We start from the raw sequence: 15,637 nt of genomic DNA, 5'->3' as shown, positions 1-15,637 counted from the left end.
GCCACCATCGGTCTTGAGGACGGGTGGTGAGCAGGGCCGGAGCGCCGTTGCGTGTCCCGGGCCACCCGCGGCGCGAACGAGGTGACGCATGAAGGACCCGGCGAACCGGCTGTTCTCCCGTACCCCGGTCCCCGGCGCGCACGACCCCGCCGGGCCGATCGGCTCCCGGCGTACCGGAGGGGGGTTCGGGGTCCTGCCGTTCGTCTCCGAGCCCGGCCCGGGCGCGCCCGCCACCGACGCGACCTGGGCCTGGTCGATCCGCCGGTTCGCCCGCGCGGCGGTCTGGCTGCTGCCCGCGTACGCGGTGCTCTACGGCCTGGTGGCGATGGCCAGCGACGGCGGGGTGGGCAACGACCCGTACCCGGCCGACGGCCGGCCGCTCTACCTGGTCGGCTGGGTCGCCTCGGTGTGGCTCGGGCTGCTCGCCCTGCTCGCGCTCACCGGCCTGCTCGCCGCCACCCGCTGCCGCCGCGTCGCGCTGGCCGGGCTGCTCGCCAGCATCGGCGGGATGGTGCTGATGCTGCCGTTCGCCGGGCTGGCCGAGCAGACGCCGGTGTTCGGCGTGACCGCGCGCGGCATCGTGCTGTTCGGCGCCACGCTCTACAGCGTGGGCTGGTTCCTGACCGGCTGGTCGGTGGCCCGGTCCGGGATGTTCTCCTACGGCGACGGGACCATGCTGATGATCGCCGCCCCGCTGCTCGGCCTGGGCGGCGCGCTGATCGGCTCGCTGCAGACGTTCGGCGCGATCTTCGTGCTGGTCGCCGGCATCGGCATCGGCTACCGCAGCGGCCGCCTGGTGCCCGAGACCATCGCCCGGGACGCGGCGGCCGCCAGCGTCGCCGCCGCTCCGGTGCCGCCCGCGTCACCGAAGGGCCCACTCGGCGCCGGTTGACCGGTTCTTCAGCTGGGCGGCCGCCGTGAAGTAACTGACAGTTGCCTGGCGAGGTGGCCGGTAGGCGGCTTTCGTGGCAATCCTTGCCTTCATGCCGTCACCCAGGTCGCCGCTGTCGCGGCTGTTCACCGTGCTGCTGGCCGGCCTGCTCGCCGGGCTCGTCCTCGCGGTCGCCGCGCTTCCCGCCGGACTGCTCGGCGGGTTCGCCGCCCGGGCGGCGCTCGGCGCGTACGCGGACCTGCCCGACGCGCTGCGCACCCCGTCCCAGCCGCAGCGCTCCTACCTCTACGCCAACGACGGCAAGACGCTGATCACCACGTTCTACGACGTGAACCGCACCGACGTGTCGCTGGACGAGATCGCCCCGGTGATGCGGCAGGCGATCATCGCGGCCGAGGACCGGCGGTTCTACTCGCACGGCGGCGCGGACCTGCGCGGCATCGCCCGCGCGCTGGTGGCGAACGTCAAGGGCGGCGGCACCGAGCAGGGCGGCTCCACGCTGACCATGCAGTACGTCCGCAACGTGCTCAAGACCGACCCGAACCGCACGCCGGCGGAGCGGCAGGCCGCCACCGAGCAGACCGTCGGGCGCAAGCTCCAGGAGATCCGGTACGCGAACGCGCTGGAGCAGTCGCTGTCCAAGGACGAGATCCTCAACCGCTACCTCAACATCGCGTACTTCGGCTCCGGCGCGTACGGCGTCGCCGCCGCCAGCCAGCGCTACTTCGGCAAGGCGCCGGCCGACCTGACGCTGGGCGAGGCGGCGCTGCTGGCCGGTCTGGTCCAGTCGCCGGAGGCGTACAGCCCGATCGACGGCGACCTGGACCAGGCGCTGGCCCGCCGGGCGTACGTGCTGGACGCGATGGCCGAGACCGGCGCGATCACCGCCCAGCAGGCCGCGGCGGCGAAGGCGCAGGCGCCCACGCTGCGCCCGACCGCCCAGCCCAACGGCTGCACCGCCACGGCCCAGGGGCACGACGACTGGGGCTTCTTCTGCGACTACCTGCGCCGCTGGTGGCTCACCCAGCCCGCGTTCGGCGCCACCCCCGAGGAGCGCGAGCAGGCGCTGCGCCGGGGCGGCTACCGCGTCGTCACCACGCTGGATGCGAAGATCCAGGAGACCGCGCAGGAGCAGGCCACCAAGGTCTACGGGTACGGCAACAAGCGCGCGCTGCCGATCGCGGCGGTCGAGCCCGGCACCGGCCGGGTGCTCGCCATGGCGGTGAACCGGCACTACAGCCTCGACGCCAACCCGGACGGGCAGGCCAACCACCCGAACACGGTCAACCCGCTGATCTCCGGCGGCGCCAGCGTCGACGGCTACCAGGCCGGCTCGACGTTCAAGATGTTCACCATGCTGGCGGCGCTGGAGGCCGGCAAGCCGCTGTCCACCGGCTTCGACGCCCCCAGCCGGCTGCCCACCCGGTACGCCTCGGACGACGAAGGCAACTGCGACGGCACCTGGTGCCCGGCGAACGCCAACCCGCAGTGGATGGACGGCTACCGGATGATGTGGGACGGCTTCGGCCGCTCCGTCAACACGTACTTCGTCTGGCTGGCCGAACAGGTCGGCGAGGACAAGGTGGTGGAGATGGCGCAGCGCCTCGGCATCACCTTCCGGGCCGACTCCGACGCCACGTTCGCCCGCGACCACGCCGCCGACTGGGGCGCGTTCACGCTCGGCGTGGCCGCCACCACCCCGCTCGACCTGGCGAACGCGTACGCGACGGTGGCCGCCGAGGGCACGTACTGCACGCCGCTGCCGGTGGTCTCGGTGACCACGCCCGACGGCGGCACCGTCGACGTGGGGCAACCGGAGTGCAAGCGGGTCCTCGACCCGGACGTGGCCCGGGCCGCCACCGACGCGGCCCGCTGCCCGGTCGGCCAGCAGTCGGCGTTCGGGCAGTGCAACGGCGGCACCGCCACCGCCGTCGACTCGATCGTCGGCCGCCCGGTCGCCGGCAAGACCGGCAGCTCGGAGCGGAACGCCACGGAGACGTTCGTCGGGTACACCCCGCAGGTCGCCGTGGCCGGCATCGCCGCCAACCCGGACGACGTCACCGACCTGGTCGGCTCCGCCGTGCAGGCGAAGGTGATCGACGCGGTCGCGCGGACCATCAGGACAGCGGTCACCGGCAAGCCGGTGGCCGACTTCACCGCGCCGAGCCGGGCGCTGGTCGGCGACCCGCAGCGTCCGCAGCCGCCCCGGCGGACCGAGCCGGACCGCCGCGAGCAGCGCGAGGACCGCGAGCTGCCCTCCGACGTGCTGCGCTGGCTGCGCGACCGCGGGTAAGGAAGGGCCCCTTCTTAACGCCTCCGGTAGTAAAGGGGCCCCTTCTTAGTGAGTGTTTGAGATTTGGGGTGCGGCGGCGTGTCGGGTTGAGGTGAGGGAAGGCCCTCGGTAGGTCCGGTGGTGTCGAGCCAACCGTTTCCATACCGAGGGCCTTCTGATGACGTTGTACCCGATCACTGTCACGCCGTCCGCGTCGCCCCGCCGTTATCCGTCGCAGCGGGTGCGGCGGGAACGGGAACGGGCGGTGCGGCGGCGGTATCCCAGTGATCTGACCGATGCGCAGTGGGCGTTGATCGCGCCGCTGGTCACGCCGGCGTCGGTCGGTCGGCGGGGGCGGCCGCCGTCGCATCCGATGCGGGCAATCGTCACGGCGATCTTGTATGTGGCCTGCACCGGTTGTCCGTGGCGGGCCCTGCCGCGGGAGTTCCCGCCCCCGGGGACGGTGTACTGGTGGTTCGCTCGATGGCGCGATGACCACACGTTGATGCGTCTGCACGACCGGTTGCGGGAGCAGTGCCGTACCGCCGCCGGACGGCACGCGCATCCCAGCGCCGGAGCGATCGATTCTCAGTCGGTGCGCGCCGCGGACACCGTGCCCCGACACAGCCGCGGTTTCGACGTCGCGAAGAAGGTCAACGGCCGTAAACGCCACATCGTCGTGGACACCATGGGCCTGCTCCTGGCCGTCATGATCACCGGCGCGCACGTCAACGACCGCACCATCGCCCGTGACCTGCTCTGGCGCACCCGGCTGTTCCACCCCCGCCTACGCCTGCTCTGGGCAGACGGCGGCTACATCGGCACCCTGAGCACCTGGGCCCGCCACGCCCTCGACCTCACCGTGCACCTGGTCCACAAACTCCCCGGACAACACACCTTCGTCGTGCTGCCCCGACGCTGGGTCGTCGAACGCACCTTCGCCTGGATCAGCAAGAAACGCCGCTGCGTCCGCGACTACGAACACCTACCCACAAGCCACGCCGCCTTCGTCACCTGGGCCATGATCCACGTCATGGTCACCCGCCTGGCCCGACACACGAAACCGGCCCAGGCAACCCACACCTGAGCCGGAATCTCAAACACTCACTTAACGCCGCCCCCGGCGCGCGGCCACCCGCCGCCTGGGTCGCCCCGGGCCGCCATGATCACGTCCTGGCACCAGGTCCACCGGTCCAGCACCGCGACCCGGCCGGTCAGGCGGGCCACCGCCGCCGCCCGCACCGTCGCCTCCAGCGCCGGATGGACGGTACGGCCGAACAGCGCCAACCCGTCGGCCCGGCCGAGTGCGCGGGCCAGCCGGTTCCACAGTGGCCTCCCACCGGCGTTCTCGAAGTACCGCGCCCGGACGCCCCGCCGGCGCAGCCACTCCGCCAGCGCCTCGGCCTGGTTGGTCCTGCCGGAGCCGTCGACGCCGAGCAACGCGATCATCACAGGTCGGGCCACACACCCGGATGCTGGCGGCGATCATCAACGGCCGCTGATGATCGACTTGTGATCGACCGGTGACGCCGGGCGACAGGCTTGGGCTCGCCTTCCGGCACCACGGAAGGCGTACCCGAATCGAGGAGGCGTCCATGGAGAAGGCCACGATCGAGCAGGCCGGCAAGAAGAAGCTCTCGCTGAAGGTCCGCAAGCTGGAGCGGCTGGAGACCACCGTCATCCGCGAGAGCAACGGCGCCTGATCCGCGCCGGCACCCCGGTCGCCGCCACCTACCGCGGCGGCCGGGGTGCCGCTTTCCCGTCTTCCGCCGAGCGTTAGTGAGGTTGCGGTCCCATGCTCAAGCCGCGCGTCAAGAGTGTCCACGAGCCCTACACGCTGCCGGGGAACCGGCTGATCATCGGTCTGATGCAGTACGGCGTCGCGTCGGAGATCCAGGACGACGAGGACGGCACGATCGCCCGCATCCTGACGTTGCTGGACGGCACCCGGTACGTGTGGGAGGTCTGCGCGGACCTCGCCGAGACGCACCCGGGCATCGACGAGGACAGCGTCCGCGAGGTGGTGGAGCAGCTCATCGCGCAGGGCTTCGTCGAGGACGCGGCGGCCCCGCTGCCCGACGGGTTCACCGCGGAGGCCGCGCAGCGCTACGACCGGGCCCGGCACTTCTACGCCTGGATCGACACCCAGCCCCGCAGCTCGCCCTTCGAGGTGCAGGCGCGTATCGGGCGGGCGCGGGTCTCCGTACTCGGTCTCGGCGGCACCGGCACGGCGGTCGCGGCCGGACTCGTCGCCAGCGGCGTCGGCGGCCTGCACTGCGCCGACTTCGACGTGATCGACCAGCCGAACCTGACCCGCCAGCTGCTCTACACCGAGAGCGACCTCGGCCAGCCGAAGGTGAAGGTCGCCGTGGACCGGCTGCGGGCGATGAACTCGCACGTCGACGTCACCGGGGAGGAGTGCCGGGTCCGCTCCGCCGACGACCTAGTGCCGCTGATGAACGGGCGGGACGCCTTCGTCCTCTGCGCGGACCGGCCCGTCGACCAGATCCAGGACTGGACGAACGAGGCGGCGCTGCGTACCGGCACGCCGTGGTTCATGGCGCTCTACACCGGGCCGATGACGGTCGTCGGCTCGTTCCTCCCGGGCCGCACCGGGTGCTACACCTGCCTGCGGCGGCGGCCGGACAAGCACGAGATCCAGACCGACGGCACGCCGCTGCGCGGCGGGGAACGACCGAACGCGGTGATCGCCGCCACCGCGAACGTGACCGGTCACCTCTGCGCGCTGGAGGTGCTCTACCACCTCGGCGGGCTGCCCCAGCAGGTCGCCGGCCGGGTCTTCCACCAGAACGCCGCGCGCTGGGACCACCACTACTTCATCGACGTGCCGCGGGACCCGGACTGCCCCTCGTGCGGTCCGCGCGGCGCGTGAGGACCGGGCGATGACGACCACCGGGGTCGAGGCGGCGCCGGATCTGGGCGCCGCGACGCGGGTACGGTTCCACCCGCTGCGGATCCGGCCGTCCGACGACGACCCGGACTCGGTGGTGGTGGGCCGGCCGGAGGTCGGCGAGTTCGTGGAACTGCCCGCGATCGGCGTCCGCGCCGTCGAGCTGCTCGACGGCGGAGCGCCGATCGGCGTGGCCGAGGAACGGATCGCCGCCGACCACGACGTGGACCTCGACCTCGTGGACCTGGTGCTCGCGCTGCGGGAGGCGGGCCTGGTGGCCGAGGTCGACGGCCGCCCCACCGGCGGCGCCCGCCGCGAGGACCGGCCGCACCTGCCCTGGCTGCGGGCCCGGCACGTGCGCTGGCTGTTCGGCCCGGCGGCGAAGGTGGCCTACGTCGCGCTGGTCGCGGCGACGCTGGCCACAGTGGTACGCCGTCCCGAGCTGCTGCCGTCGTACCGGGACTTCTTCTGGACCGGCTACGTCGGTCTCGCCGTGCTCGTGAACACCGTGCTGTTCTCCGGGACGGCGGTGCTGCACGAGTTCAGTCACCTGGTGGCGGCCCGTTCGCTGGACGCGCCGGCCCGGATCCGGTTCGCCACCCGGCTGCACCATCTGGTCCTGGAGACCGACGTGACGGCGATCTGGTCGGTGCCGCGCCGCCACCGGTACCGCGTCTACCTCAGCGGCCTGCTCTGGGATTCCGCCGTGGTGTGCGCCGCGCTGCTGGTGATGGCGTACGCCCGGCCGCATCCGCTGGTCGGCGGCCTGCTGTCCGCCGTCGTTCTGGTGATCGTCATGTCGATGGCGCTGCAACTGCACGTCTACATGCGTACCGACTGCTACTTCGTCCTGCTGGACCTGCTGCGGTGCCGCAACCTGTTCCAGGACGGCTTCGCGTATGCCCGGCACCTGCTGCGCCGGGGTCTGCACGCGGCGCTTCCCGGCCGGGTGACGCCGTCGGCCGGGGACCCCACCGCCGTCCTTCCGCCGCACGAGCGGCGCGCGGTGCGGATCTACGCGCTGGCGGTGGTGGCGGGCAGCGCCGTCGCGTTGTCCAGCTTCGTCCTGTTCGGAATCCCGATCGTCGCGCACGGCGCGATCCAGGCCGGCTCGGCCGTGCTGGCCGGCGCGACCGGCGGAAGCCTGCTCGCGGCCGTGGACGGCGCGCTCGTCCTGCTCGTCGAGGGCACGCTCCAGGCGATGTTCCTGGTCACGTTCTACCGCCGTCACTCCCGGCGGCGCCAGGCCCGGGGCACGTCCGGTCAAGCGCCGCACGCCGCGCCGGACCCGATCGGCTGACCACCGACGACGACCGGACACAGTGGTGTGTCCCCCCGGTCACCGCTGGTACGCGTCACCCCCTGGCCTCGCGCGAACTCGTCTAGGGTGGGGCCGGAGGGCGATCTTGACGTGGTCGCCCGGGTCCGCGCGCTTCGGGGGGAGCGAATGGTGCCGGCGGTCATGTTTCGGCTGCTCGGCCCGGTCGAGGTGTGCCTCGACGATCGGACGGTCCGCGTCGGTGGCCCCCGCAGTCAGGCCATGCTCGCCGCGTTGCTGCTGGAAGCCAACCGGATCGTCCCGGTGTCCCGTCTCATGGACGCGGCCTGGGGCGGCCATCCGCCGGCGAGCGCGGACGTCCAGGTCCGCAACCGGGTCGCGGCGGCGCGACGGGCGCTGCGCGCCGCCGGTCTGCCCGGCGACGTGATCGGCACCCACGGCTCCGGATATCTGCTCACCGTCGCCGAGGGTCAACTCGACCTGGACGTCTTCGAGGAACGGGTACGCCGGGCGGAAGGGCTCCTCGACCGGGGCGGCGCCCCGGAGGAGGTTGTGTCCGGGCTGCGCGAGGCGCTGGCGATGTGGCGCGGTCCGGCGCTCGACGGCCTGCGTACGCCGGCGCTCACCGCGGCGGCGCAGCGTCTCGACGAGCGGCGGATGACAGTGGTCGAGCGCTGCCTCGGCCTGGAGCTGGGCCTCGGCCGGTACGACAGCGTGATCGGCCGGCTCACCGAGCTGGTCGAGGTGTACCCGTGGCGGGAGTCGCTCGTGGGTCAGCTCATGCGGGCCCTCTACCTGGCGGACCGGCAGGGCGAGGCGCTGGACCGGTTCGACCAGTTGCGCCGCCGCCTGGCCGAGGAGCTCGGCATCGACCCCACGGCCCAGCTGATCCGGCTGCGCGACCTGATCCTGCGCAACGACCCCAGCCTCCGGCCGGCGCTCGACGCCGGGTCGGTCGTCGCGCCGCCGGACCGCCCGCCCGGCTCCGGACCGGGCCAGGCCGCCGCCGCCGCACAACACGGAATCGCCGCACAGCACGGAGGCGCCGCACAACACGGTGCCGCCGGGCCGGACGGGGCCGCGCGCCCGCCGGTCCGGATGCTTCCGGCCGGCCTCACCGACTTCGTCGGCCGGGAGGAACAGATCGCAGCGGTCCTGGAGTGGCTTCCGGAGCGGCCGGCGGTCGCCGTGACGGCGATCAGCGGCCTGCCCGGCGTCGGCAAGACCACCCTCGCGGTCCGGATCGCCCACCAGCTCGGCCCGGCGTACCCCGGTCCGCACCTCTACGTCGACCTGAACGGGCACGACCATCCGGCGCCCCCGGTCGAGGTGCTCGGGCGGTTCCTGCGGGCGCTCGGCGTGCCCGGCGCCCAGATCCCGGCGGACCTGGAGGAACGCGCCGCGCTGTTCCGGGGCGCGATGGCCGAGCGGCCCGGAGTGGTGCTGCTGGACAACGCGGCCGACGCGGCGCAGGTGCGCCCCCTGCTGCCCGGTACGGACACCGTCGTGCTGGTCACGAGCCGGCGCGCGCTCGTCGACGTCGACGGCGCCCACCAGCTGCGGCTGGAGCCGCTGCCCGAGGCGGACGCGCTGCGGCTGCTGGCCGGCATCATCGGCCCGGACCGCGTCGCCGCCGAGCCCGGCTCCGCGTCGGACGTCGTCCACCACTGCGGGCTGCTGCCGCTGGCGGTGCGGATCGCGGGCGCCCGGCTGGCGATACCCGGCGTGCTGTCGCTGCGGCAGGCGGCGGCGCAGCTCGCCGAACTCTCGCACCGGCTGGACCATCTCGCCCGCGCCGACCGCAGCATACGGGCGGCGTTCCACTCGGCGTACGTGGCGCTGGACGAGCCGGCCCGCCGGCTCCTGCGCCGGTTCGCCGTGCTGGACCTCGACCGGGCCCCTCCGTGGCTGCCCGCCGTCCTGCTCGACGACGAGGCGGGCGCGGCGAACGCGGTCACCGGTCTGGTCGAGGCCAACCTGGTCGAGGTGACCGGGCCGGACGAGCTGGGCCAGGTCCGCTATCACCTGCACGATCTGGTCCGCGCGTTCGCCCGGGAGCGCGCCGCGCGGGAGGAGGGGCCGCGGGAGCGGCCGGAGGTGCTGCGGCGCGTCTTCGGCACCTGGCTGACGCTGACCGAGCAGGCCCGCGTGGCGCTGAGCCAGGAGGGCGGCGCCGTCATCGTCGCCGACCTGCCGAGGTCACCGGCGCCCACCGGCGAGCACCTGCGCGACCCGAAACGCTGGTTCGGCGCCGAACGGGCCGCCCTGCTCGCCGGCATCGAGCAGGCCGCCGCGACGCCCGGCCTGGAGGACTACTCCTGGGCGCTGGCCTGGCACTGCGACTACTACCTGTTCGTCGACGCCCGGGTGGACGACCTGACCCGGGTCACCGAGATCGGGCTGGCGGCCGCCGAGCGCCGGCGGCACCCGGAGGGGATCGCCCGGCTCCGGCTCTGCGTGGCGTTCGCGGCCCTGCTACGCAGTGACCTGGAGGCCGCGCTCGGCTACGCGCGGGCCGCCGCGGCGGCGGCCGAGCCGCTCGACCAGCCCTGGCTGCGGGCCGACATCGCCGGCGTCGAGAACCAGGTGTACGAAGGGCTGGGCGACCGTCCGGCGGCACGCGCCAGCCTGGTCCGCTCCATCGAGCTGTACCAGGAGGCCGGCGACGAGGTGGCCGCCGGACCGAAACTCGCCCGGCTGGGCGTCCTCCAGTTCCAGGAAGGCGACCCGGCCGCCGGGGAGACGCTCGCCCGGGCCGTCGCGCTGCTGCGGGCCGCCGGCACGCCCCGGCCGCTCGCGTTCGGCCTGCGCGCGTCGGGCCGCTGGCACGACCACCGTGGCGCGGTGGACGAGGCCCGGGCGGCGTACCTGGAGGCCCTGGAACTGGTCCGGCGGCACGGTGACCGGCTCGGTGAGGTGGCGCTGCTCAGCGAGGTCGCCGCGATGCTCGCGGGGCACGGCCGGCTGGGCGAGGCGGCCGGATACGCCGACACCGCCCTGGAACAGGCCCGCGAGATGCGGGTCGCCGCCTACCTGGCCTACGCCCGGTACGCCCAGGGACGGATCAGCCTGATGTCGGGCGACCCGGCGCGGGCGCGGGTCCTGCTCGAACAGGCGGCCGACGACCTGACGGCCAGCCCGCCGCTGCAGCTGGAGGCCCTGATGGACCTGGCCCGGGCGGTGGAGCGGCTGACCGGGGCCGAGGCGGCCCGGGACGTCTGGCGACGCGCCCACGAGGTGGCCGCCCGGATCGGGGCCACCGCCACGGCGGACGAGATCGAGCGGCGGCTGGCCGGACCGTAGCCTGGCCGGGAGTCGTCGGGGCCGGGTTGTCGGATCCGGCCGGGCGGCTCCGACCCACCGGCGAGCGCGCCCGACCGGGTCGCGCCGCAACGCGGAGGAACACATCATGGGCAACGTCATCTACGGGGTGCACACGTCGGTCGACGGCTTCATCGAGGGCCCGAACGGTGAGTTCGACTGGCCGGAGATGGGGGAGGAGCTGTCGGCGTACTCGATCGACCTGGCCGAGCGGGCCTCCGCCTTCGTCTACGGGCGGCGGGTGTGGGAGATGATGGCCTCCTACTGGCCGCAGGTCGAGTCGATCTCCGACCACCCGCACGACCTGGCGTTCGCGCCGATCTGGCGGCGTACCCCGAAGATCGTGGTCTCCCGCACGCTCGCCAAGGCTCCCCACGGCGCGGTGGTGGTCGGCGGCGGCGACCTGGCGAAGGAGTTCGCCGAGGTCCGCGAGCGGTTCCCCGGCGACCTGCTGGTCACCGGCGGCACCGGCGCGGCGACGGCGCTGGCCGCGCTGGGGCTCGTCGACACCTACGAGGTGATCGTGCACCCGGTGGTGCTCGGCGGCGGACGGCAGGTGCTGCCCGACCTGGCCCGCCAGCACCTGCGGCTGGTCGAGACGCGTCAGTTCGACGGGCGGTCGGTGCTGCTGCGCTACGCGCGGGCCTGACGCCTCAGCGGCCCCGGCGGCGGGGCCGGTACGTGGCGAGCGCGGCCGGTACGCCGCGGCGCACGATGCCGGCCCGGTCGCTGTCCCCGCGCAGCACCGCCGCGGCGGTCTTGCGGGCCTGCTCGGCGGTGAAGTGCGGCGGCAACATCAGCTCGGCCGGGTCCACCACCGCGTTGACCACCACCGGCCGGTCCGCGTCGAGCACCCGCTGCCACAGGCCGTCCACCCGGTCGGGGGAGTCGACCAGCTCACCGCCGAGGCCCAGCACCTCCGCCCATTTGTGGTACGCCACGTCCGGCAGGTCCTGGCTGTCCGGGAACATCGGCGTGCCCTCGCTGGACCGCTGCTCCCAGCTGACGAACGCGAGGTCACGGTTGTTGAGCACGAGCACCACGAACCGGGGGTCGGCCCACTCCCGCCAGTACTTCGCCACAGTGATCAGCTCGTTGACGCCGTTCATCTGCATCGCGCCGTCGCCGAGCAGCGCGATCACCGGGCGGTCCGGGTGGGCGAACTTCGCCGCCAGCGCGTACGGCATGCCGCCGCCCATGGACAGCAGCGTGCCGGAGAGGCTGGCCAGCATGCCGGGGCGCACGCGCACGTGCCGGGCGTACCAGGCAGTGGCGGTGCCGCAGTCCACGGCGAGCACGGCGTCGTCCGGCAGCGCGTCGTCGAGCGAGGTGAACAGCGACTGCGGGTTGACCGGGTCGGCGGGCTGCGCGGCCACCTCGCGTTGCGCGGCCCGCCACTTGCCGGTGGCGTCGGCGATGGTGGCCCGCCAGGCGGTCGGGCCCGGCCCCGGGTCCAGCTCCCGGAGCAGTGCGCGCAGCGTCGGTCCGGCGTCGCCGGTCAGGTTCACCTCGGTCGGGTAGCGCAGCCCCATCCGGCTGCCGTCGATGTCGATCTGCACCGCCCGGGCCTGCCCCTCCGGCGGGTAGAACTCCGAGTACGGCATCTGGCTGCCGACGATCAGCAGCCGGTCGCACTCGCGCATGAGTTGCCAGCTGGGGCGGCTGCCGAGCAGGCCGATCGCGCCGGTCACCCAGGGCTGCCGGTGGTCGACGGCGGTGAAGCCGAGCAGCGCGGTGGCGACGCCGGCGCCGAGCCGGTCGGCGATCCGGCGTACCTCGTCCTCGGCGCCCAGCGCGCCCTGCCCGACCAGCATCGCCACCCGCTCGCCGCCGCGCAGCACCTCGGCCGCGCGGCGCACGTCGGCCTCCGGCGGCACTGTCGGCTCGCTGCTCGGCACCGCGCTGGTGTGGTAGTAGCCGTGCGCGTGCGGCGGGTGCGGCACCGCCGGCAGGTCCTGCACGTCGGAGGGAAGGACCAGGGCGGTCACGGTACGCCGGGCCAGCGCGGTGCGGCAGGCCCGGTCCACCAGGTGCCGGGCCTGCGACGGATCGTCGAGCTGGGCCAGGAAGGCCGACGCCACGTCCTTGTAGAGCGAGAGCAGGTCCACCTCCTGGTAGTAGCCGCCGCCCTCGGCGGGCAGCGCGGTGTGCCCGAGCAGCGCCACCACCGGCTGGTGGTCGAGCTTGGCGTCGTAGAGGCCGTTGAGCGCGTGGATCGCGCCCGGGCCGCTGGTCACCACCACGCAGCCGAGCGGGCCGCCGCCGTACTTGACGTGCGCGCCGGCCGCGAAGCCGGCGGTCTCCTCGTGCCGGACCTGGATGAACCGGGCGCGTCCCTCGGCGCGTTGCAGCGCCGAGGTCATGCCGTTGATCCCGTCGCCCGGGTAGCCGTAGTAGCGATGTACGCCCCACTCGGCGAGCCGGGCCACCAGGTAGTCGGCGACTGTGGCGTCGCGGGGGAGGTTGCCGTCGTGATCCGCGCCCATCGTGGTCCCTCCGTCGCGTCGGCCTTCGGGCTCCGTTCCCCGCCCGGGGCGGCGGAAACCCGGCCCGTGCCGGGGCGCCCCCGACGGGCCGGGCAGAATCGCGTGGTGCCCGTCCACGAGATCACCGACCCCGACGACGACCGGATCGCCGACTACCGCGCGCTCACCGACGTGGAGCTGCGTACCCGCTGGGAACCGCCGCACGGGCTGTTCATCGCCGAGGGGGAGCTGGTGCTGCGGCGGGCGCTGCGGGCCGGCTACCCGGCCCGGTCGTACCTGGTCGACGCCAAGCGCGTGGACCAGCTCGCCGATCTGGACACCGGTGACGCGCCGGTGTACGCGGCCACGCCGGACGTGCTCCAGCGCGCCACCGGCTTCCACGTGCACCGGGGCGTGCTCGCGTCGTTCCACCGCAAGCCGCTGCGCTCGGCCGACGAGGTGCTGGCCGCCGCCCGGCGGGTGGTGATCCTGGAGGACGTCAACAACCACACCAACCTGGGCGCGATCTTCCGGGGCGCCGCAGCGCTCGGTGTCGACGCGGTGCTGCTGTCGCCGACCTGCGCCGATCCGCTCTACCGGCGCAGCGTACGGGTCAGCATGGGCGAGGTGTTCGCGGTGCCGTACGCGAAGCTCGACAGCTGGCCCGGCGGGCTGGACCAGGTCCGGGCGGCCGGGTTCACCGTGCTCGCGATGACGCCCGCGCCTGATGCCGTACCGGTGCAGCGGCTGACCCCGGCGCAGCGCGAGCGGGCGGCGTTGCTGCTCGGGGCGGAGGGGCCGGGACTGACCGCGGCGGCGCAGGCCGCCAGCGACGTGCGGGTGGTGATCCCGATGCGGCGCGGTGTGGACTCGCTGAACGTGGCCGCCGCGGCGGCGGTGGCGTTCTGGGAGCTGGGGCGGGACGACCCGCTCTGACGACCGGCTTGCATGACCATGCGACGGCGTGCATAATCTTCCTTGTGTCCAAGGTTCTCACCTCCCTGCCCATCGGCGAACGTGTCGGCATCGCCTTCTCCGGCGGCCTCGACACCTCGGTCGCGGTCGCGTGGATGCGCGACAAGGGCGCCATCCCGTGCGCCTACACCGCCGACATCGGCCAGTACGACGAGCCCGACATCGCCTCGGTGCCCGGCCGCGCCCACACCTACGGCGCCGAGGTCGCCCGCCTCGTCGACTGCCGCGCCGCCCTGGTCGAGGAAGGGCTGGCGGCGCTGACCTGCGGCGCCTTCCACATCCGCTCCGGCGGGCGGGCCTACTTCAACACCACGCCGCTGGGCCGGGCCGTGACCGGCACGCTGCTGGTGCGCGCGATGATCGCCGACGACGTGCAGATCTGGGGCGACGGCTCGACGTTCAAGGGCAACGACATCGAGCGGTTCTACCGGTACGGCCTGCTGGCCAACCCGCAGCTGCGGATCTACAAGCCGTGGCTGGACACCGACTTCGTCACCGAACTGGGCGGCCGCACCGAGATGTCGGAGTGGCTGCTGGAGCGCGGCCTGCCCTACCGGGACAGCACCGAGAAGGCGTACTCCACCGACGCCAACATCTGGGGCGCCACCCACGAGGCCAAGACGCTCGAACACCTGGACACCGGCATCGAGACGGTCGAGCCGATCATGGGCGTGAAGTTCTGGGACCCGTCCGTGGAGATCCCCACCGAGGACGTCACCATCGGCTTCGACCAGGGCCGCCCGGTGACGATCAACGGCAAGGAGTTCGGCAGCGCCGTCGACCTGGTGCTGGAGGCCAACGCCATCGGCGGCCGGCACGGCCTGGGCATGTCCGACCAGATCGAGAACCGGATCATCGAGGCCAAGAGCCGGGGCATCTACGAGGCCCCCGGCATGGCGCTGCTGCACGCCGCCTACGAGCGGCTCGTCAACGCCATCCACAACGAGGACACGCTCGCCAACTACCACAACGAGGGCCGCCGCCTCGGCCGCCTCATGTACGAGGGCCGCTGGCTGGACCCGCAGGCGCTGATGCTGCGCGAGTCGCTGCAGCGCTGGGTCGGCACGGCGGTCACCGGCGAGGTCACGCTGCGGCTGCGCCGGGGCGAGGACTACTCGATCCTCGACACCACCGGCCCGGCGTTCAGCTACCACCCGGACAAGCTGTCGATGGAGCGCACCCAGGACTCGGCGTTCGGCCCGGCCGACCGGATCGGCCAGCTCACCATGCGCAACCTCGACATCGCCGACTCTCGCGCCAAGCTGGAGCAGTACGCCTCCGTCGGCATGGTCGGCGGCGGGAACCCGCAGCGGGTCGTGGGCGCCGCCCAGGCGGCCTCGACCGGGCTGATCGGCGCCATGCCGCAGGGCGGCGCCGAGGCCATCGCGTCCCGGGGCGTGCCCACCGCCGAGGACGAGGCGCTCGACCGGGCCGCCATGGAGTTCGGCGTCGACTGATCCCGCAGCCCGGCCGGCTCGTCCTCCCCGGCGAGCCGGCCGGTGCGGCCCTCGGCAACGACGGT

Annotated in this window: 11 protein-coding genes; 9 read left to right on the top strand and 2 right to left on the bottom strand. The window is 73.6% G+C overall.

The genetic code is table 11. From position 1 onward, the window contains the following. Positions 1-88 precede the first annotated feature (88 nt). The 3 genes from PVK74_RS11235 to PVK74_RS11225 all read left to right on the top strand — a co-directional run bounded on the left by PVK74_RS11235 (position 89) and on the right by PVK74_RS11225 (position 4,251). Positions 89-892 carry a hypothetical protein gene (locus PVK74_RS11235; protein ID WP_043329731.1) on the top strand — a complete coding sequence of 268 codons (804 nt, stop codon included), beginning with the start codon at positions 89-91 and terminating at the stop codon, positions 890-892. A gap of 91 nt (positions 893-983) precedes the next feature. Next, complete coding sequence (locus PVK74_RS11230) at positions 984-3,185, top strand: transglycosylase domain-containing protein (RefSeq protein ID WP_274479043.1); 2,202 nt, start codon at positions 984-986, stop codon at positions 3,183-3,185. Positions 3,186-3,342: 157 nt separating this feature from the next. Continuing rightward, positions 3,343-4,251, top strand: coding sequence for an IS5 family transposase (locus tag PVK74_RS11225; RefSeq protein ID WP_274476701.1), 909 nt, complete (start codon positions 3,343-3,345; stop codon positions 4,249-4,251). Positions 4,252-4,268: 17 nt separating this feature from the next. On the opposite strand, the gene PVK74_RS11220 is transcribed toward PVK74_RS11225, so the two are convergent. After that, positions 4,269-4,628, bottom strand: a complete 360-nt coding sequence (locus PVK74_RS11220; RefSeq protein WP_274479042.1) for a hypothetical protein — start codon at positions 4,626-4,628, stop codon at positions 4,269-4,271. A gap of 331 nt (positions 4,629-4,959) precedes the next feature. Here PVK74_RS11220 and PVK74_RS11215 point away from each other — a divergent pair, with 331 nt between their 5' ends. From PVK74_RS11215 to PVK74_RS11200, 4 genes are all read left to right on the top strand, one after another. Continuing rightward, the gene (locus PVK74_RS11215) at positions 4,960-6,057 is read left to right on the top strand and encodes a TOMM precursor leader peptide-binding protein (protein ID WP_113972452.1); all 1,098 of its coding nucleotides are present in this window, start codon (positions 4,960-4,962) and stop codon (positions 6,055-6,057) included. Between the two features lie 10 nt (positions 6,058-6,067). Beyond that, entirely contained in the window at positions 6,068-7,375 is a 1,308-nt protein-coding gene (locus PVK74_RS11210) for a hypothetical protein (RefSeq protein WP_274479041.1), read from the top strand. 162 nt (positions 7,376-7,537) lie between these two features. Further along, positions 7,538-10,657, top strand: a complete 3,120-nt coding sequence (locus PVK74_RS11205; RefSeq protein WP_274479040.1) for an AfsR/SARP family transcriptional regulator — start codon at positions 7,538-7,540, stop codon at positions 10,655-10,657. Between the two features lie 106 nt (positions 10,658-10,763). Beyond that, positions 10,764-11,324: a dihydrofolate reductase family protein gene (locus tag PVK74_RS11200; RefSeq protein ID WP_274479039.1), complete on the top strand. Its 561-nt coding sequence runs from the start codon at positions 10,764-10,766 to the stop codon at positions 11,322-11,324. A gap of 4 nt (positions 11,325-11,328) precedes the next feature. Here the strand turns inward: PVK74_RS11200 and PVK74_RS11195 are convergent, their stop codons facing one another. Then, positions 11,329-13,161: a thiamine pyrophosphate-requiring protein gene (locus PVK74_RS11195; RefSeq protein WP_274479038.1), complete on the bottom strand. Its 1,833-nt coding sequence runs from the start codon at positions 13,159-13,161 to the stop codon at positions 11,329-11,331. Positions 13,162-13,227: 66 nt separating this feature from the next. On the opposite strand from PVK74_RS11195, the gene PVK74_RS11190 reads away from it, so the two are divergent. Beyond that, complete coding sequence (locus PVK74_RS11190) at positions 13,228-14,076, top strand: TrmH family RNA methyltransferase (protein ID WP_274479037.1); 849 nt, start codon at positions 13,228-13,230, stop codon at positions 14,074-14,076. A gap of 44 nt (positions 14,077-14,120) precedes the next feature. Next, positions 14,121-15,572 carry an argininosuccinate synthase gene (argG, locus tag PVK74_RS11185; protein ID WP_064445361.1) on the top strand — a complete coding sequence of 484 codons (1,452 nt, stop codon included), beginning with the start codon at positions 14,121-14,123 and terminating at the stop codon, positions 15,570-15,572. The last annotated feature ends 65 nt before the right edge of the window (positions 15,573-15,637 follow it).

The organism is Micromonospora chalcea (genome assembly GCF_028768405.1).
Classification (GTDB): domain Bacteria; phylum Actinomycetota; class Actinomycetes; order Mycobacteriales; family Micromonosporaceae; genus Micromonospora; species Micromonospora chalcea.
Note: the sequence above shows the minus strand (reverse complement) of the source record. Positions and strands in the feature narration are given on the sequence as shown.